This window comes from Streptomyces sp. NRRL F-5135 (genome assembly GCF_000719775.1).
Classification (GTDB): Bacteria; Actinomycetota; Actinomycetes; order Streptomycetales; family Streptomycetaceae; genus Streptomyces; species Streptomyces hebeiensis.
This window is the reverse complement of record NZ_JOHR01000006.1, coordinates 219,272-238,612: the sequence shown is the minus strand read 5'-3', so window position 1 is coordinate 238,612 and position 19,341 is coordinate 219,272. Positions and strand designations below refer to the sequence as shown.

Below are 19,341 nucleotides of genomic sequence, written 5' to 3'. Positions count from 1 at the left end.
GTTCTACCGCGCCTCCTGGTCGATGTCCGGGACCCGTGTCCACGACGGCCGCTCCGTCCGCGCCCGGCCCGGCGCGTTCTCCCGGGCCGGCCGCTCGTTGTGGCCGCGCAGCGCGGTGTGCAGCCCGTCCCACAGAGTGCCGTCGGTCCGGTCCCACGGGTCGGGGTCGATCAGCACCACACCGATCACCGCGACGCGCTGGTCCGCGAGCTGCCGCGCCACGGTGTGCAGCCACGCGGCGCTGCCGTGCCCGGCCCGCACGACGAGCACGGTCCGCGTGCCGAGGTACTGGAGGTCGGTCCACGCCGTGCCGGGCGCGACCGAGCCGACACCGAGCCGGCGCTCCTGATCCGACACGGCCGCGGCACGCTCGCCGCTGACCACGGTGGGGTCTCCCGGTTTCGGGCGGCGCCCGGCGAGCTGCGGGCCGGGCAGGCCGTCGACGACGACCAACGGCCCCTCCGCCGCCAGTGCCCCGGCGACGTCCAGGGCGATCACGCTCGTGGCGCGCGCACAGCCCAGCTCCAGCAGCGACACCGGTTCCGCGGAGCCGCGCACGGTGCGGGCCAGGCTGGTGGTGAGCCGCTCGCGTGCCACCCGGGTCCGTCGGCGCCGCCACAGTTTGCCCGACCGGTGGGGCAGCTCCGTGATGACCGAGGCGCCCAGGTTCGCCGCGATGTCACGGCGGAGCACGGGACGGTCCGCCACCACCGTGTGGACCGCGGCCAGCGCGAGCCCGAGGACGAGCCCGAGGACGAGCCCGATCGCGGCGTCGGTGGCGGCGGCCTTGGGCAGGGAGTGCCGCACCGCGCGCGGGGCGTCCACGATCTGCGTGCCGGCGACGACCTTGGGCGTGCCGGTCCGGGCCTCCGCGGCGCGCTGGTCGAAATCGGCGATCCGCGAGTTGAGCTCGGCCCGGCGGGCGAAGAGCGTCTCGACGCCCGCCGACTCCCTCGGGTCGCTCTCCGTCTCCGGCGACCGGACGCCGATCTCCTTGTTGACCTCGGCGAGTTCGTCCCGCATGCGGTCACGCTGGTCGAGCAGGGCCTTGGCCTCGGCCGCCGCGGTTTCCCGCATCCGCCGCACATGGTCCGCGACGAACGCGTCGGCCAGCGCCTTGGCACGGGCCACCGCGTCCTCGTCGCTGGAACCCGCCACATCGATCTGCAACAGGTTGTTGGTCAGGCCGGTGCCCCGGTAGTCCCGCAGGAAGTCCTCCGGGGCCTCGGAGGACTTGAGGGACCGCAGGGCCTTTTCGGCGATCCGCGTGGTCCCCAGCACGGCGACGTCGGTGCGGATCAGCGTTCCCATGTCGTTCGGCTGGTCCTCGGCGTGCGCGACCAGCACCTTGGTCACCGCGCTCGGCGGCGGGGGCAGCAGGACCGCCACCGCCACGCCGGCCAGCAGTCCCAGGAGCGCCAGGGAGCACCAGAGGCGGCGGCGTCTGCGCACCGCCACCACCAGCGCCCGCAGGTCCAGCAACGGAGCGGCGGCCGACGACTCCGACGTCGTGCTCGTCGTCACACTGAATCTCCCGTCGCGCGACCGTGCACCGCGAGCGCCACAGTGGGGTGGTCCTCGGGATGGCCGGCGGACCGCGTCGGGCGGGCCCGGACCGGGCCGGCGACGACAACGCCGACGACCTCGTGCCTGCCGTCCGCGCACGCCTCGGCGATGCCGCCGACCTCCTCCGCGGTCCAGCTGCCCGCGCTGAGGACCACCAGGGCACCGGACTCCGGGCCGCGGTCCGGCACCGTCGGCCGGTCCACCGGGACCTCCACCACCCGCAACACGGGGTACGCCCTGCTCGAAGAGGCTGGAGAAGGCTCGCTCCTGGCCTCGGCGACGAGCTGCCCGGCGGCCCGGCGGGCGATCTCGTCGCCGTCCGGTACGACCACCAGCAGCCGCCGCGGGGCCGGCAGCTGTTCCCGGAGGCGAGCGCAGACCCGCCGGTAGCGGATCCGCCTGCCGGCCTCGTCGGCGGACCGCTGCGGGGCCGGTGTGTCCCACCGGGTGTCGACGCCGAGAAGCCGCCGGATCCCGGCCCGCGGGCCAGGGGCTTCCGGCCGGCGCGCGCCACGTTCATCAGGTACGTCGACGGTGCCGAGGAGCACCGAGCCCAGCGCCGCGGCGATCTCCGGGCCGGTGCGCAGCCGGCGATTCATCCGTGCGGCGGTGAGATGGCCGACGACCGCGACCAGGAAGAACAGCAGCGCCCCGCCGGCGATGAGCTGCGTCGTCGTGGGCGGCGCCTCGTCGCCCGGCCGGGCCGCCGGTCCCATGACGACCATGCCCGCCTTGTTGTTCGCGGGGGCGGCCTGGTCCAGCTTCGTCATGGCCTCCTCCAGCGACGTGCGCAGCTTCTCGAGCGCGGTGCGGGCCTGCACGCTCTCCACGGTCCGCCCCGGATCGGCCGCGTTCGCCAGGTCGGTGATGCGGCGGCCGGCCTCGTCGACCTTCTTCCGCAGCGCCTCGGGCGCCGCGGTGGCTTCGGAGCCGGTGCCGCCGCCGGTGATCCGCGCGGCGAACTCGACGAACTGCCGGGCCGCTTGGTCGGAGAGCCGCTGCGCGCGCTCCGGGGTGTCGGCCGTACCGGAGATCTTGATGATGTTCCCGTCGGCGGCCTCGGCCGTCACCCGGTCCCGCAGCTCGCCGCCGCCGACTCCGCTCCAGCCGAGCGCGGCGGCCGTGCGGTCGGCCACCGACGAACTGGTCGCGATGTCCACCTGGGTCAGCAGCTCGCGCTCTTCCCACTGCCCGAGCAGCAGTACCGATGCCGACGCCGTGTACCGCGGCGGAAACAGCACCGCCGACGCGCCGTAGCCGACGAGCGCGCCCAGCACGGTGAGGACGGCGAGAAGCCGCCAGCGCAGGCGGAGGATCCGCCCGATGGTGGCCAGGCGGATCGTGTCGTCGTTCAACGCCGCGGCCTCTTCCCTGTCCGGCCCGGATCGCCCGCCGACACCGGAGCCCTGTCACCGCAGGCAGCGGCGTAGGCGGCGAGCAGCGACGCCTGCGAGTTCCGCCAGGACAGCCGCCCGTTGATCCGCTCCTGGCCGATCCGGCCCATCCGGGCCCGCCTCTCCGGATCGTCGAGGAGCAGCGCGATCCGCTCGGCGAATGCGGCCTCGTCGTTGGCGGGCGCGTAGACGGCGGCGTCACCGGCGGAGACGCGCGCCTCCCGGAGGTCGAACGAGACGATCGGCCGGCCCATCGCCATGTACTCCAGGACCTTGTTCATGGTCGACACGTCGTTGAGCGGATTGCGCGGGTCGGGGGACAGGCACACGTCCGCGGTGGACAGGTAGCGGATCAGGTCGGCGTCCGGAACGCGCCCGGTGAACCGCACCTGCCCGGAGAGCCCGAGCCGCCGTGACAGCTCCACCATCGCGTCGAAGGCGTCGCCGGCGCCGACGAACACCGCGTGCCAGTCGGTCCGCCCGAACTCGTCGCGCAGCTTCGCGAGCGCCCGCAAGGCGTAGTCGACGCCGTCCTGCGGGCCCATGACGCCGAGGTAACACAGCAGATGGGGCTTGCCGCGCTTCAACTCCGGTTCCGGCGGCACCGGTCGGAACCGGTCGGTCTGGGGCGCGCTGCGCACCACGAACACGTCCTCCGGCCGCCGGCCGCCACGGCGCACCGCGACGTCCCGGTAACTCTCGTTCGTGGCGAGCACGACGTCCGCGGCCCGGTACGTCAGCCGTTCCAGCGCGCACACGGCGCGGTAGAGCAGGTCCTCGCCGCGGCCGAACCGGGAGAGGTACAGCTCGGGCACCAGGTCGTGCTGGTCGAAGACGAACCGCGCGCCGCGCCGCTTCAGCCACCGTGCCGGCAGGAACAGCAGGTCGGGCGGGTTGCAGGCGTGGACCACGTCGACCGGGCCGATCCCGCGGGCCAGCCGGACCGTGTGCCACAGCGCCGCTCCGTACTCCCGCAGGTAGCCGGCCGGTCCTCCGGTGGCCGCGCGCAACGGGTAGCGGTGGATCCGCACGCCGTCGATCTCCGCCTCCGGCTCCGTGTCCCGCTTGCTCCCCCGGGGACAGATGACGTGCACCGTCCAGCCCGCGTCGCGCAGCGTCGTGCACTCCTGCCACACCCGCCGGTCGAACGGCACGGACAGGTTCTCCACCAGGATCAGCGCACGCCGGCCCTGCCGCTCGTCGCCGGCCGTGTCGCCGGACGATGTGTCACCAAGCAAGGCCCACGTACCCCGGTTCGGCCCGGCGCGCCTCGGCGTCGGGAAGGCGGACGAGATCGACGATCATCGGGCCGCCGCTTCGGGGCAGCGCCGACAGCACGGCCGGGTCCCTGGTCCCGACCAGGCACACCTCGGCGTGGTCGAGCACCTCGTCGACGGAGTCCGCGAGCAGCTGCGCGAGGTGCGGCAGCCGGGTCTCGATGTACTCGCGGTTCGCGCCGATCAGCCGGGACAGGCTCACGTTGGCGTCATGGATCCGCAGGTCGTACCCCTTGCCGAAGAGCCTCTCCGCCAGCTCGACGAGCGGGCTCTCGCGGAGGTCGTCGGTGCCGGGCTTGAAGGACAGCCCGAACAGGCCCACCCGGCGCCTGCCGGTGCGTTCGACCAGGTCCACCGCGCGCTGCAGATGGTCGGAGTTGGAGGCCAGCACGTGGGAGAGGATGGGCACCGAGACGTCGGCCCGCCGCGCCGCGTGGACCAGGCTGCGCAGGTCCTTGGGCAGGCAGGAGCCGCCGAAGGCGAAGCCGGGCCGCAGATAGGCGGGACTGATGTTCAGCTTGCGGTCGGCCAGGAACACGTCCATCACCTGGTGCGAGTCCACCCCGAGCGCCTGGTACACCGCGCCCAGCTCGTTCGCGAAGCCGATCTTGAGGCCGTGGAACGCGTTGTCCGCGTATTTGATCGCCTCGGCCGTCGGGACCGGCACCCGGAACACCTCGCCGGGCAGGCCGTCGTAGAGCGCGGCCACCGCGTCGCCGCTCGCCGGGTCGAGCTCGCCGATGACGGTCTTGGGCGGGTCGAAGAAGTCCCGCACGCTCGTGCCCTCGCGCAGGAACTCCGGGTTGACCGCGACCCCGAAGTCCACCCCGGCCGTGCCGCCGACGTACTTCTCCAGGATCGGTACCAGCAGGTTCACGCACGTGCCCGGGAGCATGGTGCTGCGGAACACGACGGTGTGCCGCACCCCCCGCTCGGCCCCCTCGGCCAGCGCGGCGCCGATCTGCTCGGTGACCCGCTCCAAGTACGTGGTGCAGAGGCTGCCGTTGGACTCAGACGGTGTGCCCACGCAGACCAGCGACACCTCGCTGCCCATGATCGCCTCGCGGACGTCGCCGGTGGCGCGTAACGCTCCGGTCCGCGCGACCTCGGCCGTGAGCTCGCCGATCCGCTCCTCGACCACCGGGGCCTTGCCGTCGTTGACCAGGTCGACCTTCACGTGGTTCACGTCCACCCCGATGACCTCGTGACCCAGGCTCGCCAGGCACGCGGCCGACACGCAGCCCACGTAGCCGAGCCCGAAAACGCTGACTCTCATGATCGCTTCCTCCCCCCAGACAGGCCTCTCTGGCCTGTGGTCCGTGCGCCGACCGGACAATCCCCCCGCGTATCAGTAGGCCCCCCGCCCCTGGAGCACCGCACGCAGCGTCTTCCACAAGATCACTGTGTCGAGGGCGAGCGACCAGTCCTCCACGTACCGCAGGTCGAGGCGGACGGCCTCCTCCCACGGCAGGTCGCTGCGTCCGCTGATCTGCCACAGGCCGGTGAGCCCGGGCTTGACGAGCAGCCGCCGCCGGATGTCCGGGCCGTACGCGGCGGACTCCTCCGGCAACGGTGGCCGCGGACCGACGAGCGACATCGATCCGGTGAGCACGTTGAAAAGCTGCGGGAGTTCGTCGATCGAGTACCGGCGCAGCACCGCTCCCACCCGGGTCACCCGCGGGTCCCGGCGGAGCTTGAACAGCAGCCCCGCACCCTCGTTGCGGTCGGCCAGAACGGCGCGTGCCCCGTGCGCCCCGGTGACCATGGTGCGGAACTTGAGAATGGTGAACTCGCGGCCGTCCTTGCCGACCCTGCGCTGGCGGTAGAACGCCCCACCCCGGCTGTCCGCCAGCACGAGCAGCCCGATGAACACCATCAGCGGCGCGAACAGCATCAGCAGGATCGCCGCGCCGATCCGGTCGACAACCTCTTTGACCGCCCGGCGGCCCCCGGTGAAGGCCGGCATGCTGACCCGCAGCAGCGGGATCCCGAGCACCGCGTCGATGTGCAGCCGCGGGCCGGCCACCTCCATCAGAACGGGGGCCACGACCATCTCGGCGTCACTGCCCTCCAAGTTCCAGGCCAGCCGTTGCAGCCGGTCCGGTGACCAGTGCGGGTCCGGTGTGACCGCGACGACCCGGTAGCCGTCGCGGCGGACGTGGCCCGCGACGTCCGCCAGCGGGCCGACGACCGGCACGCCGTCCAGTTGGTCACCGTCGGTCCCGAGACCGTCCGTCGTGCACACGGCGTCCACCCGCCAGCCGAGGTGCGGGAACTTGCGGGTCCGGGTGATCAGGTCGTGCACGGTGGCCGGGCTCCCGGCGGCGAGCACCGGTCTCAGGCACCGTCCTTCCTTGCGCTGCTTGTGCAGCCCAAGGCGCAGCAGATACCGCGAAGTCATGGTGACGAGCGCGATCGCGGGGATCGCGACGAAGATCCATAACTTGATGTTGCGCGAGGTGAGGGCGATCCCGCCGAGCGCCAGTACGACGGTCGCCGCGAACAGCGAGCGTCCGAGCCGGCGGAATTCCTCGGCGCCCTGGCCGAGCACGGCCGGAGCCCACGCCCGGCTCACCGCAAGCGCCCCCAGCACCAGCAGCTCGGTGCCGAATGCGAGGATTCCCCACTTCTCGTGCCAGTTGGCCGCGTCCCGGGCCCCGAAGAAGTTGCCGATCGTCGCCACCACGAACGCGGTGGCCACGGTATCGCTGGTGATCACGGTGCGCTGGTACCGCTGCTCCCAGTCGATCGCGGGCCGGCTGCTCGCCCCGTCCGCCAGACGCCCGCGCGCCGACGGAAACGGGCTGACTAATCCCCCTTGCCGCACAGAACCCCCCAAGGTCCCCAGTGGTTCGACGTGTTCGCCTCACACTGTTCCTCTGCTCGGGAGGCCCCCGCCCCCCGCACCGCTCCTCCCCTCGGGAGGCCCCCACCCCCCGGCCGCGCATGGCAGACCGGCCATCGCAGAGCTACGTGAACACCCGCCCCGGCGGCAGCGGACTCGCCTGCCCCGCCAGGCTTTCGTGGCGCGCGGGAACCCGCCGGAACCCGGGGTGCTCCCCGCACCCAGGGCCCGCTCTCGGGCTCCGAGAACTGATCACCCCGACATCTGGCGCCGGGGACGCGACAAGCTGGCTTTACATAGTGTCGGACCCATAGATCATCATTGGTCGCCTCATGTCCGAACAGCTGAAGCACGGTCAATCTAGACCATCGGGACCCGAATGAAGAGAGGGTGTGTGGAATTTGTGCTCAAGCTTTGAGGCTTGATCCACCGATTGGTGAAGACGTACGGGTGTCCTGACGCCACCGCGCCCTCCAGCGGCCCGCCCGGCCCCGGGGGGCGCGGCCTCATCTCCGTCGGTGGGCCTGGGCGAGGTGGCTCCGCAGACGGGCGTGGCGGAACTGGTAGACCGCGCCGGCCTGGCGCAGGACGCCGCGCTGGTAGGCGTCGTCGAGGAAGGTGACGACGGCCCAGGGGAGGCGTCCGGTCAACGGCAGCCAGGCGCGGGAGAGCACGCACCACTGGCCCCAGGCGGTCAGGCTCAGGATGTAGCCCAGGGCGCCGCCGAGACCGCTGATGGTGCCGAGCGCCAGACCGTCCGGGGGGACCAGGACGACGTCGCCCACGTGCCCCTGCAACAGGTCGACCACCATCCCGCCACCGAACCCGACTGCCGCGCCGAAGGCCGTCGACCAGATGGCCAACGACGACGGTTCGACCGTCGCCCTGTGCCTGGACCGCGTGTTCACCGCGGGGCAGTGCTTTCCCGCGACGCTGGGCAAACAGGCCGACGGATCACTCCGCGGCGAGGGGCGGTTGTTCAGCGTCTGGGGCTGCGACCGGACGCGGGTGCCGAAGGGCCAGAACGCGATCATGGCGATCACGGCGGTGCTGAACGGCGGCAGCTGCCCCCGGCGTACCGACCGGCAGACGCTCTCGTGGCAGGTCTTCAACGGCGCGGCCACGGTGTGCGCCGTGCAGAGGACGAACTGACGTGCCCACCGGCACAGCGCACCGGCCGTTCCGCGCCGACCGGGGGATCAGTCCGCGTCCCAGGTGACCGGCAGGCGGTGCACGCCGTAGATGTTCATGTCGGTCCGCAGCGGCACCTCCTCGGGCGGTAATAGTGGCGCCAGCTCGGCGCCATTGCAACCCCATGTGGCGCCATGTGGTGTCAGGTGGCGCTATGCGGTGGGGTGCGGTGGCGTTGGCGAGCGAAGCCCGCCGATGAATCGCCGTGATCGTCTCGCCCCGTGGGCCGGGGCCGATACGCTTCCCGCCTCACCGTACGTGCCGTTGAAAGGAAGCCCCCATGACCGCCGTACGAGGAACAGCCGTGGAGGTCCCCACCCAGGACGGCGTCGCCGATGCCTACCTGGCGCACCCGGACGACACCGCTCGGCACCCGGCCGTCCTGCTCTACATGGATCTCTTCGGGATCCGGCCTCACCTGCGGGGTATGGCCGACCGCCTGGCCGGGGCCGGTTACACCGTGCTGGTGCCGAACGTCTTCTACCGCGACGGGGCCGCCCCGCTGGTGGAGCTGCCCGAGTTCATCGAGGCCGGGACGCGTCCGGACATCTTCGAGAAGCTCATGCCGATCGCGAGGGCGCTCACCCCCGAACTCGCCATGCGCGACGCCGGCTCCTACCTCGACTGGCTGGCCGCCTGTCCGCGGGCCACCGACGGGCCGGTCGGCATCACCGGCTACTGCATGGGCGCGGTCCTGGCGTTGCGTACCGCGGGCACCTACCCCGAACGCGTCGCCGCGGCGGCCGGATTCCACGGCGGGAACCTGGCCACCGAGGCGCCGGACAGTCCCCACCGGGTCGCCGGCCGGGTCACCGCCGAGCTGTACTTCGGACACGCGGACCAGGACCAGTCGCTTCCCCCCGAGCAGATCCGGCGTCTGGAAGCGGCCCTCGACCAGGCCGGTGTCCGGCACCGCGCCGAGGTCTACACGGGCGCACACCACGGCTATACGCAGGCCGACACCTCCGCGTACGACGCCAAGGCCGCCGAACGCCACTGGACGGCCCTGCTCGATCTTTTCGGCCGTGCCCTCTGACCAAGGCGGGTGACCGGCCCGGGTGCCGGCCCGGGTGCGGCTCGCTCGGACCCGCGCGCTCCGTGCGGTTCCTCTCCGGCGGTCGATCAGACGTCGCGTGTGTCCGAGCCGCCGGGCCCGCTCCCCTGTTCCCGGACGGAATGTGAAGTTTCGGATGCCTTGTTCGCGGCACGGTGATACTCGGCGTTGATGCGCTGAGCCTCCTCGAGCTGGTCCTCGAGGATGACGATGCGGCAGGCGGCCTCGATCGGGGTCCCCTTGTCGACGAGTTCGCGGGCGCGAGCGGCGATCCGCAGCTGGTAGCGGGAGTACCGGCGGTGACCGCCCTCCGAGCGGAGCGGCGTGATCAGACGAGCCTCACCGATGGCTCGCAGGAAGCCGGGCGTGGTGCCGAGCATCTCGGCCGCCCGGCCCATCGTGTACGCGGGGTAGTCGTCGTCGTCCAGACGCCCGCTGAGCGGATCTTCCTCTGTCATGTCACCTCGTTGTGTCGCATACCGAGGGGGCCCTGATGCCGTACGGCACCGGGGCCCCGAAGGAAATTCAACACCATCGGCCGGTCCTACCGCTGCGGCGGCCTTCTCCTTCCGCTGCCCGGCCCGACGGAAGAGGCGGGTGTACGGGGGACGACGAGACGTGTGCGAAACGAGTGAGGGCCCTGCCGACGTCGCGTCGGCAGGGCCCTCACGGCTGTCCTGCAGTGGCTTCCGCCCGCCCTCATACGTCCCGGGCAGCGGTACTGCCGAGCGCTGCCGACGCCGCCTGCAGCGGAGTGGCGACACGCACGGGCGCGGTCTCGGGATGGTCGTGGCAGGTGAAGCCGAGGCGGGTCATGGCCCGGACGACCTCGCCGCTGGAGAAGTCGCGGCGGTCCTGCCGGGTGATGATCTGGCCCACCTGCTTGACCGGGAAGCGGCGGCGGCCGATGGTCACGGACTCAGCCGTGATGAGTTCGGGCTTCACGCCCGCCATCGCGGCCTCCACTCCGCCCTTGGTCAGATCGAACGGGTAACGGGCGATGACACAGCGCATGATGACCTCACAGACGGAGAAAAAAGGGGGGACGGGCTGACCGGACGGGGCGACTCAGCGGCAGAGGGCGAGAACGCCGAGGGCCCTGCCGCGTTCCTCCAGGGTGAGGGTGCGGGTACCGGCCGAGGCGAACCGTGTGCCGAGGACGTCCCGCAGCCGGATCCGGTCCGTGTACGTGGAACTCTCCCGGAGCGGGGTGAGCTGGGCCCAGGTGACCACGCCCGTGCACTGATCGTCCCCGTCACAGAGAAGCAGGTACGTGACACGGGCACTGGCCATGACGGAGAGGGCCACCTCGACGGTCATGTCGTCGCGGACCCTCGGTCCGGACGCGTCCATGTCGTCGGCCACGGCCGCCGGGGCGGCCCCCACCTGGTGCTGCTGCGTCTGAACCGGCGTCACGGTGCCTCCTGCGGGATGGGTGGACTTTCGGATCACGTCGCCCCTATGCCGCGCGCTCGACGGCGGACCGGCCCCGGCCGGAGCGGCCGCGGCGGCTCCCGGACGAGGCGGACCCCGCGCGGCGGGGACTTTCCGCGACCGGCGCGGTGATGACGACAGGGACACCGGGCGGGACCTGGGCGCCTGTGATGCGGCTCAGCTCCGCCTCGCCGGAACGCACCGGGGTGATCCGCGGAGTGATGCCGGCCGACGTCATCAGCCGGCTCATGCTGCGACGCTGATCGGGGGTGACCAGCGTGACGACACTGCCGGACTCGCCGGCGCGCGCCGTGCGACCGCCACGGTGCAGGTAGTCCTTGGGGTCGCTGGGCGGGTCGACGTTGACGACCAGGTCGAGGTGGTCGACATGGATCCCGCGCGCGGCGACGTTGGTCGCCACCAGCACCGTCACGTGCCCGTTCCTGAACTGAGTCAGGGTCCGCGTGCGCTGCGGCTGGGACTTGCCGCCGTGCAGGGCCGCGGCACGGACGCCGCTGTGCAGCAGGTGCTTCGTCAGCCGGTCCACGGCGTGCTTGGTGTCCAGGAACATGATCACTCGGCCTTCGCGCGCCGCGATCTCGGTGGTGGCCCGGTGCTTGTCCGCGTCGCGCACGTGCAGCACGTGGTGCTCCATCGTGGTGACCGCCCCCGCGGCCGGGTCGACGGAGTGGACCACCGGGTCGGTCAGGTAGCGGCGCACCAGCCGGTCGACGTTGCGGTCCAGCGTCGCCGAGAAGAGCATCCGCTGGCCTCCGGCGCGCACAAGGTCGAGCAGCGCGGTGACCTGGGGCATAAACCCCATGTCGGCCATCTGGTCGGCCTCGTCGAGGACGGTGACGCGGACGTCGCCCAGCCGGCAGTCGCCACGGTCGATGAGGTCCTTGAGCCGTCCCGGTGTCGCCACGACGATCTCCGCCCCGGCCCGCAGCGCCCCGGCCTGTCTGCCGATCGGCATCCCGCCGACCACCGTGGCCAGCCGCAGTCGCACGGAGCGGGCGTACGGAGCGAGCGCGTCGGTGGCCTGTTGGGCCAGCTCGCGGGTGGGCACGAGGATGAGGGCGAGCGGCTGCCGTGACTCGGCCCGCCGGCCCGCCGTACGGGCCAGCACCGCGAGGCCGAAGGCGAGGGTCTTGCCCGAACCGGTGCGGCCACGGCCGAGTACGTCCCGGCCGGCCAGCGAGTTCGGCAGGGTGGCCGCCTGGATCGGGAACGGTACGGTCACGCCTTCATGGCCGAGCGCGGCCAGCAACGGCGCCGGCAGGGCGAGGTCGGCGAACGACTCGACGGCGGGCAACGCGGGCGTGATCGTCGCCGGCAGCGCGAATTCGCCCTGCGGCGAGGCCGGTCGGCCACCGCCGCCCTGGCGACGGCGCGGGGCGCCGGAGCGGCCGCCGCTCCTTACGGAGCCCGTGTTTCCGGCACGGCTACGGGCAGAGTGAACATTCGTACGTGTGTGATTCACACGGACCTTCCTTGATGTAGCCACGTATCAAGGAATCCCGCAGCGAATGAGCGGCGCAGAGAATCGCAAGCACGGGCCGAAGACGGTGGGCCCGACCGGTTGTTCCACCCGATCGGCTCCGGTGATTGAACGGGGAGTACCACGGGTGTGGAGCATTCCGTCCGGTCACCCTGAACGCAGCCGACTGGGGCCCGCACCCCAAGGTGCGGGCCCCAGTCGCGAAACAAGCGTCGGCGTCAGGCGGGAACGATGTTCTCCGCCGTCGGGCCCTTCTGGCCCTGCGCGATGTCGAACTTCACCTTCTGGCCTTCCGACAGCTCGCGGAAGCCCTGGGCGGCGATGTTCGAGTAGTGGGCGAAGACGTCGGCGCCGCCGCCGTCCTGCTCGATGAAGCCGAAGCCCTTTTCCGCGTTGAACCACTTCACGGTGCCAGTAGACATTTCATATCTCCTTCGGGGTGTGGGCCGGAATTCGCTCATTGCGGACTCCGCGTCGCCGTAATGATCACCCCGCCGGAAATGACCGGGGAATATAAAGTCCACCGGTGCACCGGTCGGTGCGAACGTCTCGAAGCTTTCGGTAACCACAACTGCAACTGATATGGACAGTAGCACGGCACGACCGGGCGTGCGCGGTCAATCATTGGACTCCGTTGGTGGGGCAGGAATCCTGACCGCGCATCGCGTCAATTTCTCATTTCCTGGCCATAGATATTGGCCCGCCCGGGCCGGAGTTTTTCCGTCGGCGGGTTGGGGGAGTCGCCGAACGGCCGGGGCCCCTCGGCGGGGCCCGAGGCCGCCGGCGTCGCCGTCGCCTGTCCGGCGCTCCGGCGCGGGATGAAAGCGGCGAGGGCGAAGGAGAGGAGCGCGGCGCCGGCGCCGAGGGCCAGGACGGTGCGGAAACCGTTCTGGGACGGCACGGACACGGGGCCGAGCGCGGTGGTCATCTGGGCCAGGATGACGCCGGCCAGCGCGCTGGCGACCGAGGTGCCGATGGACCGCATCAGCGTGTTGAGGCTGTTGGCGGCGCCCGTCTCGGACCGGGGTACGGCGCCCATGATGAGCGCGGGCATCGCGCCGTAGGTGAAGCCGATACCGCAACCGATGACGCAGGAGACGAGCACCAGCTGCCAGACCTGGTCCATCAGGACGATGTTCAGGCCGTAACCGGCGGCCACGATCAGCGCACCGGTCATCAGGGTGATCTTCGGGCCCTTGGCCTTCGAGAGGGCGGCGGAGACCGGGGCGATGGCCAGCATCACCAGCCCGGACGGCGCCATGACCAGGCCGGCCGCGAGCAGGGACTGCCCCAGGCCGTAGCCGGTCGCCTCGGGAAGCTGCAGAAGCTGCGGAAGCACCAGGGACATCGCGAACATCGAGAAGCCGAGTGCTATGGAGGAGAGGTTGGTGAACAGCACCTGGCGACGGGCGGTGGTGCGCAGGTCCACCAGCGGCTGAGGCGTGCGCAGTTCGAACAGGCCCCACACCAGCAGGATGACGACGGCCGCCGCGAAGAGCCTGAGCGTGGTGCCGCTGCCCCAGCCCCAGTCGGCGCCCTTGGAGATCGCCAGCAGCAGGCAGACCAGCCCCGCCGCCATACCGATGGCGCCGACCAGGTCGAAGCGCCCGCCGGTGCGCACCTTGGACTCCGGTACGAGGGTCAGCACGAGCACGGTGGCGACGGCCCCCAGACTTCCCGAGGCCCAGAACAGCGTGTGCCAGTCGAAGTTCTCGGCGATGAGCGCGGCGGTGGGCAGGCCGAGCGCGCCCCCGACGCCCAGGGACGCGCTCATCACGGCGGTGGCGGACGCGAGCCGTTCGGCGGGCAGTTCGTCGCGCATGATGCTGATGCCGAGCGGGATCACGCCGCCCGACAGGCCCTGGAGGAGCCGCCCGACGATCAGCACGGGCAGGGACTCGCTGAGCGCCGCGGTGACCGACCCGGTCACCAGCAGGACCAGACTGATCAGGAGCAGGCGGCGCTTGCCGAACATGTCGCCCAGCCGCCCCGCCATCGGGGTGGCGACGGCGGCGGCGAGCAGGGTGGCGGTGACGGCCCAGGCGGTGTCCGACGCGGGGGCGTCGATCAGCCTGGGGAGTTCCGGGACGATCGGGATGACGAGGGTCTGCATCGTGGCGACGACGATCCCGCTGAAGGCCAGGACCGCCACGATCGCACTCGACCGCGGCGCCGACGCCCCCTCGTCGGGCGGTCCGGAATGGGTGTGGGACATGGTCGGGCCTCCGTGTGGGCGATCGCTGAGTGACACAGAACAGATAATCCAATTGTTTGACTTAAGCAAGTTAAGTCAAATTCGTTGGGCTTTTGGTATGCCTTTGGTGCTGATTGTTCGTCGGTTCGGCTGCGGCAGCCGGCGTCCCGGCAGCCCCGGGGGCGGCTCAGGAAGGGCCGAAGCGCTTCGCCGGTTCGTGGAAGGGCATTCGCCGCCACGACTCGGAATCGGCCAGTTGACGCCCCGCCAGGGCAGTTGACGTGCTGCCGGGTTCCCCATGCGCGGACCCTGACCGGTGGCGCCCGCGGAAGCGCGTGCTCCCGTTCACCGGGTGCCGAACCAGTCGGTGAGCGCGTCCTCGAGGTCGTCGCCGTCGGCGGCCCAGCCGACGTAACCGTCCGGTCTGACCAGCAGCGCCTCGCTCGGCAGCGCGGTTTCCGCCCGTACGCGCACGGTGCGCAGGGTATCCGGCCGGCTCTCGGCCGCCTTGGTGAGCGAGGCGTCCGCGTCGGACGCGAGCAGCAGCAGGGGGCGGCCGTCGCGCAGGAGGCGGACGACGTCCGTGGGGCCCTCGTCCTCCGTGACGAGCGGCAGGTTGGGCAGGAAGCGGCCCTCCCACGCGGAGGATTCCGGCGAGCGCGGCCGGTACGAGGTCTCCTGGGCGCTGATCATGCCGCTGAGCAACGCGCGGCCGTCCTCGGTCTCCAGAACCTCGGCCATCAGGGACCGCAGCGCGTCGGTCTCCGGCCCGGGGCGCATGAGCGCCAGTTGGGCACGGGTGTTGTCGACCAGTCGGGACGCGACCGGGCGGCGTTCGGAGTCGTAGGTGCCGAGCAGGTGCTCACCCGCCCGGCCGTGTACGGCGTGCGCCAGTTTCCACGCCAGGTTGAGGGCGTCCAGGAGCCCGGTGCTCATTCCCTGGCCGCCGACGGGGAAGTGCGTATGGGCCGCGTCACCCACCAGGAAGACCCGGTCCTGGCGGAACCGCCGGGTCAGGAGCGAGAAGTCGCTGAACCGGGTGAGCCCGAGCGGGTCGTCCATGCCGATGTCGGCATCCGCTATCCACGCCACCTCGCCGCGCAGTTCCGCCAAGGTGACCGGGGCGTGCCGGTCGGGGTGGGCCCGGGTGCAGTCGAGGGTGCGCACCAGGTGGCGGCCGTCGGCGTCGGGCCGGCTGATGATCCAGCCGCGGGGCGTCCGCTGCCAGCCGGGTTCCGGGCGGGCGGGGCCGGTGAGCCGGACGAGGCCCATCAGCGCCGAGACGGACGCCGGTGAGGTGTCGACCGGGAAGCCGCACCGCGCGCGTACCGTGCTGCGGGCACCGTCGGCGCCGATGAGGTACGCGGCGTCGAACGTCCGGACGCCGTCGGGCGCCTCGGCCGTGACACGGACACCGGGCGGGCGGGGCGCGAGGTCCACGACGCGGTGGCGGCGCAGTATCCGGGCGCCCCGGGCGACCGCGGCGGCCTCGAACTCCCGCTCGTACGCGGCCTGGGCGCGTTTCAGCACGGGGGCCGGTTCGCCGCCGGGGGCTTCGATCGACAGCCCCGGTAGGCCGGCGAAGTGGAAGGGCTGCCGCGTGGCACCGGCCGGCCGGGTGCCGCTCTGATAGCCGCGCCGCGCGAGGGATTGCGCGGCACGGGCGTGCACCGTGCCGGCCTTCGGCTGCTCGTCGGTGGCTTCCTTGCTCTCCAGCAGGAGCGTGTCGACGCCGAAGCCGGCCAGCTCCGCGGCGAGCAGCATGCCGACCGGCCCGCCACCGACGACGATGACATCGGCGACGACGGCATCGGCGGGGGACATCACCGGTTGCATACGTCCTCCTCGGCCGGCCCGGCCGACAGATCGGTGAGAGTCAGTTCGCAGACGTACACGCGCTCGTCGTTCTGCAGGGCGACGACCCGGATGCCGTCCGGGGGGTGCCCCCCGCGGCTGTCCGGGAGATCGACCGTGATCCAGCAGGGGCTGTCGAACTCCACATAGCGGTGGAAAACGCTGTCCATGGAGACCGGCAGGACGGCGGTGCCCGGCGACACGGCCAGCGCCGCCTGGCGCGCCGCCTCCAGCAGGACCATGCCCGGTACGTGGTCGTCGGGGTGGTCGAAGAGGACGGGATGGCCGGTGTCCACACGCAGCAGCCAGCGCCCGGGCGTTCCGCCCGCGGCCAGTACGACATCGGCGTCCGAGGCGCGGCCGACCGACGCGGCGGGGAGGGGCCGCGCCGCCGGCGCGGGCCGGGTCGCGGGCGGGGTGGGCCGGGCAGCGCGGATCCGGCGGTACACGGCGGGGGACACGCAGGTGAACCGGGCGCCCCCCGTCGCCACGGCGTGGCCGTCGTGCCGGGCTGTCACGTGGTAGCCGCCCGCCAGCCGGGGGCCCGGGCCGCGCACCTCGGTGAAGGTCACGTCGAGGTCCAGGTCGAGGGGGCGCTCGCCGACGGCCAGATGCTCGGGCCCTACCGTGATGCGCAGCTCCCGCATCAGGAACCGGTGCCCGAGGGGGACTTCGTAGCGGGTGTGCGCCGCGAGGACCCCGGCCTGCCTGATGGTTTCACCGGCCAGCATGGGGTCGTAGTGCCCCAGCGTGGGGCGGTACAGGCTGTGTGCCCTGGGCCACTGGGCGCGCATCCGCAGGCGGTCGTCGCCGACGTGGGACCAGTCGGTGAGGAAGACCTCGGCGACGGCGGCCCGGTGCACCAGCTGCCTCGGTACCGTGGAGGTCAGCTCGCCGGCTCCGGGGAAGGGCGGGTGGTTGCCGGTGCTCCGCCGTGTCCGACGAGCGGCGCCGACCGGCGTGGACTCGACCATGGTTCCCCCGTGATGTTGTGGCCGGACATGCCCGGCCGACGCGGAAAGATACGTACCTGCTGGTTTTCTCTTCCGTTCCGAGGCGTGTCTCTAAAGTGAAGAAAGTCCCATTTTTCCAACGGGGTTGGGATTCTTGAAGGGGTTCCGCACCGTGAGAGATACGTGAAATAGAACACAGGCGGGCTGGTTCTACCCTGATGTGCGCAAGAAATGAGTCATGCGCGCCCACGGTCGCGTTGGCGTAGAGGGACGGGACGGTACGCCCAGTGGTGAGACAGGACCGAGCGATTCGCACGCGCCGGGCGATTCTTGAGGCGGCGGCGGCCGTCTTCGACGAGAAGGGATACGAGGCCGCGAAGCTCACGGACATCCTGGACCGGGTCGGCATGACGAAGGGAGCCCTCTATTTCCACTTCGCGAACAAGGAGGCGCTGGCCGCCGCCGTGCTGGAGGCTCAGGTCAGGGAGACTCCTGTGCCGGCGCCCCAGGCGTACAAGGTCCAGGAGTACGTGGATACTGGCCTGATCTATACGCACCTGCTGGCCACGGACCCGCTGCTGCGGGCCAGTGCCCGGCTCTCGCTGGAGCAGGTGCACGGGCTCAACCGCAGCTACCCGTACATCGACTGGGTCGAGCGGAACACCAAGCTGCTGAGCGAGGCCAAGGATCGTGGTGAGCTCTTGCTCCACATCGACCCGGCGGAGACGGCCCGGATCACCGTCGGGGCGTACGGCGGCATGAACGCGATGGTCGCGGCGCTGACTCCGCGGCTGAACCTGGAGCGCGAAATACTCGCTCTCTACCGGCACTTGCTGTCCGGGATCGCCGTACCCGCGGTACTGATGGAGCTGGATGTCCGCCCCGGCCGGGGCGCACGGGTCCTCGCGGACGCCGTGCGGTTGAGCTCCGCGGACGACGGCAGGGGCTGACCTGTCAGGCGCGACCGTTCGTGGGGAGCCGGGAACCGCCCGGTCCGGAGGGCGTCAGGGGCGCGCCGGGTGAATGATCGGTGGCGCTCAAGGTGTCGCTATGCGCGGTATGTCCGACCTAAAGGGCGGCCGGGTATGCGATTGACATACCAAAACGTATGTTCTTGTATCGGCTGTGGCGCAATCACTGATCTTTCACCTAGGCGGGGGAGCCTCATGGAGATCAAAGTCCTCGGGCGGTTGAACGTGACGTTGTACGGCACCTCGGTGGTGCCGCCGGATCCCGAGAGCCGGCGGATGCTGGCCCTGCTGGCCCTCTGCGCGGACCAGGTCGTCCCGACGTGCCTGATCGCGCAGGAACTGTGGCCGTACGGCGCGCCGTCCGACTCCGACGCGCGACTGCGGGCGTACGCCGCCACGATCAGACGGCTGCTGGCGGGCGCGCTGGAGGCGGAGGGCGAGCGTGCCGGGATCACGGAGTGGGACCTGATGTCCTCCACGCCGTTCAGCCATCGGCTGAGCACCTGCGGCGGAACCCTGGACGCCCTCCAATTCGAGCGCGACGCCTGGGCCGGGTACCGGGCGATGGTCGCGGGAGATCTGTCCCGCGCCGCCGTGCGGCTGCGCGACGCGCTGGCCCTGTGGAGCGGTGACGCCCTCGCCGGGCTGGAGCAGGCGGGCCCCCTGCGGATCCAGACGGGGCGCCTCCAGGAGGCCAGGATGGCCGCGCTGGAGCAGTGGGCGGTGGTGGAGCTGCGTCTCGGCCGCCACCGTGAAATCCTTCCGGAGCTGAGGCGGTTGACCACGCGGTACCCCACGCACCAGAAACTGCACCGGCACTACATGAACGCCCTGCTGAGTTCAGGACGCCCCGCGGAGGCGCTGCGGGTCTACGAACGCCTCAGTGACGACCTGCGGCGCGAGGGGCACCGTGAACCCTCGCCGGAACTGCACCGGCTGCGCCGCAGGATCCTCGCCGGGGCGTCCGAGCCGGTCCCTCGCACGTTCGCCGAACTCCCGGCGGGATCCTTGGTCACGGCCTCCTGACCGGCCGGGCACTCCGCGGAACGGCGGGGTGCCCGACACGGGCCGTGCTCACCGAAGGGCGACGGAGGTCCCCCGGCGCGT

The 19,341-nt window shown here is 71.6% G+C and carries 18 protein-coding genes; 4 read left to right on the top strand and 14 right to left on the bottom strand.

Annotation, left to right across the window (positions count from 1 at the left end; translation table 11 throughout):
- Positions 1 to 3: 3 nt before the first annotated feature.
- The 6 genes from IG02_RS0111645 to IG02_RS0111620 form a co-directional block, all read right to left on the bottom strand.
- Positions 4 to 1,524, bottom strand: coding sequence for a Wzz/FepE/Etk N-terminal domain-containing protein (locus tag IG02_RS0111645; RefSeq protein WP_030745109.1), 1,521 nt, complete (start codon positions 1,522 to 1,524; stop codon positions 4 to 6).
- The gene (locus IG02_RS0111640) at positions 1,521 to 2,921 is read right to left on the bottom strand and encodes a membrane-bound polysaccharide biosynthesis protein (protein WP_030745107.1); all 1,401 of its coding nucleotides are present in this window, start codon (positions 2,919 to 2,921) and stop codon (positions 1,521 to 1,523) included. The genes IG02_RS0111645 and IG02_RS0111640 overlap by 4 nt, the downstream gene beginning before the upstream one ends.
- On the bottom strand, positions 2,918 to 4,198 hold the full coding sequence (locus tag IG02_RS0111635; RefSeq protein ID WP_030745105.1) for a glycosyltransferase family 4 protein: 1,281 nt from the start codon (positions 4,196 to 4,198) through the stop codon (positions 2,918 to 2,920). Before IG02_RS0111635 ends, IG02_RS0111640 begins: the two co-directional genes overlap by 4 nt.
- Positions 4,188 to 5,513: a nucleotide sugar dehydrogenase gene (locus tag IG02_RS0111630; protein WP_030745103.1), complete on the bottom strand. Its 1,326-nt coding sequence runs from the start codon at positions 5,511 to 5,513 to the stop codon at positions 4,188 to 4,190. The genes IG02_RS0111635 and IG02_RS0111630 overlap by 11 nt, the downstream gene beginning before the upstream one ends.
- Before the next feature lie 72 nt (positions 5,514 to 5,585).
- Positions 5,586 to 7,064, bottom strand: coding sequence for a sugar transferase (locus tag IG02_RS0111625; RefSeq protein WP_030745101.1), 1,479 nt, complete (start codon positions 7,062 to 7,064; stop codon positions 5,586 to 5,588).
- Positions 7,065 to 7,588: 524 nt separating this feature from the next.
- Positions 7,589 to 7,945: a hypothetical protein gene (locus tag IG02_RS0111620; RefSeq protein WP_030745099.1), complete on the bottom strand. Its 357-nt coding sequence runs from the start codon at positions 7,943 to 7,945 to the stop codon at positions 7,589 to 7,591.
- On the opposite strand from IG02_RS0111620, the gene IG02_RS0111615 reads away from it, so the two are divergent.
- Positions 7,938 to 8,234, top strand: a complete 297-nt coding sequence (locus tag IG02_RS0111615) for a hypothetical protein (RefSeq protein ID WP_030745097.1) — start codon at positions 7,938 to 7,940, stop codon at positions 8,232 to 8,234. The two genes, IG02_RS0111620 and IG02_RS0111615, sit on opposite strands and share 8 nt — an antisense overlap.
- Positions 8,235 to 8,553: 319 nt before the next feature.
- Positions 8,554 to 9,309, top strand: coding sequence for a dienelactone hydrolase family protein (locus IG02_RS0111610; RefSeq protein ID WP_030745095.1), 756 nt, complete (start codon positions 8,554 to 8,556; stop codon positions 9,307 to 9,309).
- A gap of 86 nt (positions 9,310 to 9,395) precedes the next feature.
- Here the strand turns inward: IG02_RS0111610 and IG02_RS0111605 are convergent, their stop codons facing one another.
- From IG02_RS0111605 to IG02_RS0111570, 8 genes are all read right to left on the bottom strand, one after another.
- The gene (locus IG02_RS0111605; protein ID WP_030745093.1) at positions 9,396 to 9,785 is read right to left on the bottom strand and encodes a MerR family transcriptional regulator; all 390 of its coding nucleotides are present in this window, start codon (positions 9,783 to 9,785) and stop codon (positions 9,396 to 9,398) included.
- A gap of 241 nt (positions 9,786 to 10,026) precedes the next feature.
- Positions 10,027 to 10,341 (bottom strand): SCO5918 family protein, encoded by a 315-nt coding sequence (locus tag IG02_RS0111600; RefSeq protein ID WP_030745091.1) that lies wholly within the window; start codon positions 10,339 to 10,341, stop codon positions 10,027 to 10,029.
- A gap of 54 nt (positions 10,342 to 10,395) precedes the next feature.
- Positions 10,396 to 10,743, bottom strand: a complete 348-nt coding sequence (locus IG02_RS0111595) for a CBS domain-containing protein (protein WP_030745089.1) — start codon at positions 10,741 to 10,743, stop codon at positions 10,396 to 10,398.
- A gap of 43 nt (positions 10,744 to 10,786) precedes the next feature.
- Positions 10,787 to 12,244, bottom strand: coding sequence for a DEAD/DEAH box helicase (locus tag IG02_RS0111590; protein WP_078854399.1), 1,458 nt, complete (start codon positions 12,242 to 12,244; stop codon positions 10,787 to 10,789).
- A 236-nt stretch (positions 12,245 to 12,480) separates the two neighbouring features.
- The gene (locus tag IG02_RS0111585; protein ID WP_030745084.1) at positions 12,481 to 12,684 is read right to left on the bottom strand and encodes a cold-shock protein; all 204 of its coding nucleotides are present in this window, start codon (positions 12,682 to 12,684) and stop codon (positions 12,481 to 12,483) included.
- 245 nt (positions 12,685 to 12,929) lie between these two features.
- Positions 12,930 to 14,477, bottom strand: a complete 1,548-nt coding sequence (locus tag IG02_RS0111580; RefSeq protein WP_078854398.1) for an MFS transporter — start codon at positions 14,475 to 14,477, stop codon at positions 12,930 to 12,932.
- Between the two features lie 324 nt (positions 14,478 to 14,801).
- Complete coding sequence (locus tag IG02_RS0111575) at positions 14,802 to 16,292, bottom strand: FAD-dependent monooxygenase (RefSeq protein WP_063756765.1); 1,491 nt, start codon at positions 16,290 to 16,292, stop codon at positions 14,802 to 14,804.
- Positions 16,280 to 17,284: a ScbA/BarX family gamma-butyrolactone biosynthesis protein gene (locus tag IG02_RS0111570; protein ID WP_078854397.1), complete on the bottom strand. Its 1,005-nt coding sequence runs from the start codon at positions 17,282 to 17,284 to the stop codon at positions 16,280 to 16,282. The genes IG02_RS0111575 and IG02_RS0111570 overlap by 13 nt, the downstream gene beginning before the upstream one ends.
- A 269-nt stretch (positions 17,285 to 17,553) precedes the next feature.
- Here IG02_RS0111570 and IG02_RS0111565 point away from each other — a divergent pair, with 269 nt between their 5' ends.
- Complete coding sequence (locus tag IG02_RS0111565; protein WP_234314704.1) at positions 17,554 to 18,213, top strand: ScbR family autoregulator-binding transcription factor; 660 nt, start codon at positions 17,554 to 17,556, stop codon at positions 18,211 to 18,213.
- A 216-nt stretch (positions 18,214 to 18,429) separates the two neighbouring features.
- Positions 18,430 to 19,260, top strand: a complete 831-nt coding sequence (locus tag IG02_RS0111560) for an AfsR/SARP family transcriptional regulator (protein WP_030745074.1) — start codon at positions 18,430 to 18,432, stop codon at positions 19,258 to 19,260.
- Positions 19,261 to 19,341: the final 81 nt, after the last annotated feature.

What these genes read in the sequence shown, in the direction of transcription:
- IG02_RS0111630 (WP_030745103.1), bottom strand. Translation starts at nt 5,513, where the DNA reads ATGAGAGTCAGCGTTTTCGGGCTCGGCTACGTGGGCTGCGTGTCGGCC.
- IG02_RS0111615 (WP_030745097.1), top strand. Translation starts at nt 7,938, where the DNA reads ATGGCCAACGACGACGGTTCGACCGTCGCCCTGTGCCTGGACCGCGTG.
- IG02_RS0111610 (WP_030745095.1), top strand. Translation starts at nt 8,554, where the DNA reads ATGACCGCCGTACGAGGAACAGCCGTGGAGGTCCCCACCCAGGACGGC.
- IG02_RS0111605 (WP_030745093.1), bottom strand. Translation starts at nt 9,785, where the DNA reads ATGACAGAGGAAGATCCGCTCAGCGGGCGTCTGGACGACGACGACTAC.
- IG02_RS0111600 (WP_030745091.1), bottom strand. Translation starts at nt 10,341, where the DNA reads ATGCGCTGTGTCATCGCCCGTTACCCGTTCGATCTGACCAAGGGCGGA.
- IG02_RS0111585 (WP_030745084.1), bottom strand. Translation starts at nt 12,684, where the DNA reads ATGTCTACTGGCACCGTGAAGTGGTTCAACGCGGAAAAGGGCTTCGGC.
- IG02_RS0111580 (WP_078854398.1), bottom strand. Translation starts at nt 14,477, where the DNA reads ATGTCCCACACCCATTCCGGACCGCCCGACGAGGGGGCGTCGGCGCCG.
- IG02_RS0111575 (WP_063756765.1), bottom strand. Translation starts at nt 16,292, where the DNA reads ATGCAACCGGTGATGTCCCCCGCCGATGCCGTCGTCGCCGATGTCATC.
- IG02_RS0111570 (WP_078854397.1), bottom strand. Translation starts at nt 17,284, where the DNA reads ATGGTCGAGTCCACGCCGGTCGGCGCCGCTCGTCGGACACGGCGGAGC.
- IG02_RS0111560 (WP_030745074.1), top strand. Translation starts at nt 18,430, where the DNA reads ATGGAGATCAAAGTCCTCGGGCGGTTGAACGTGACGTTGTACGGCACC.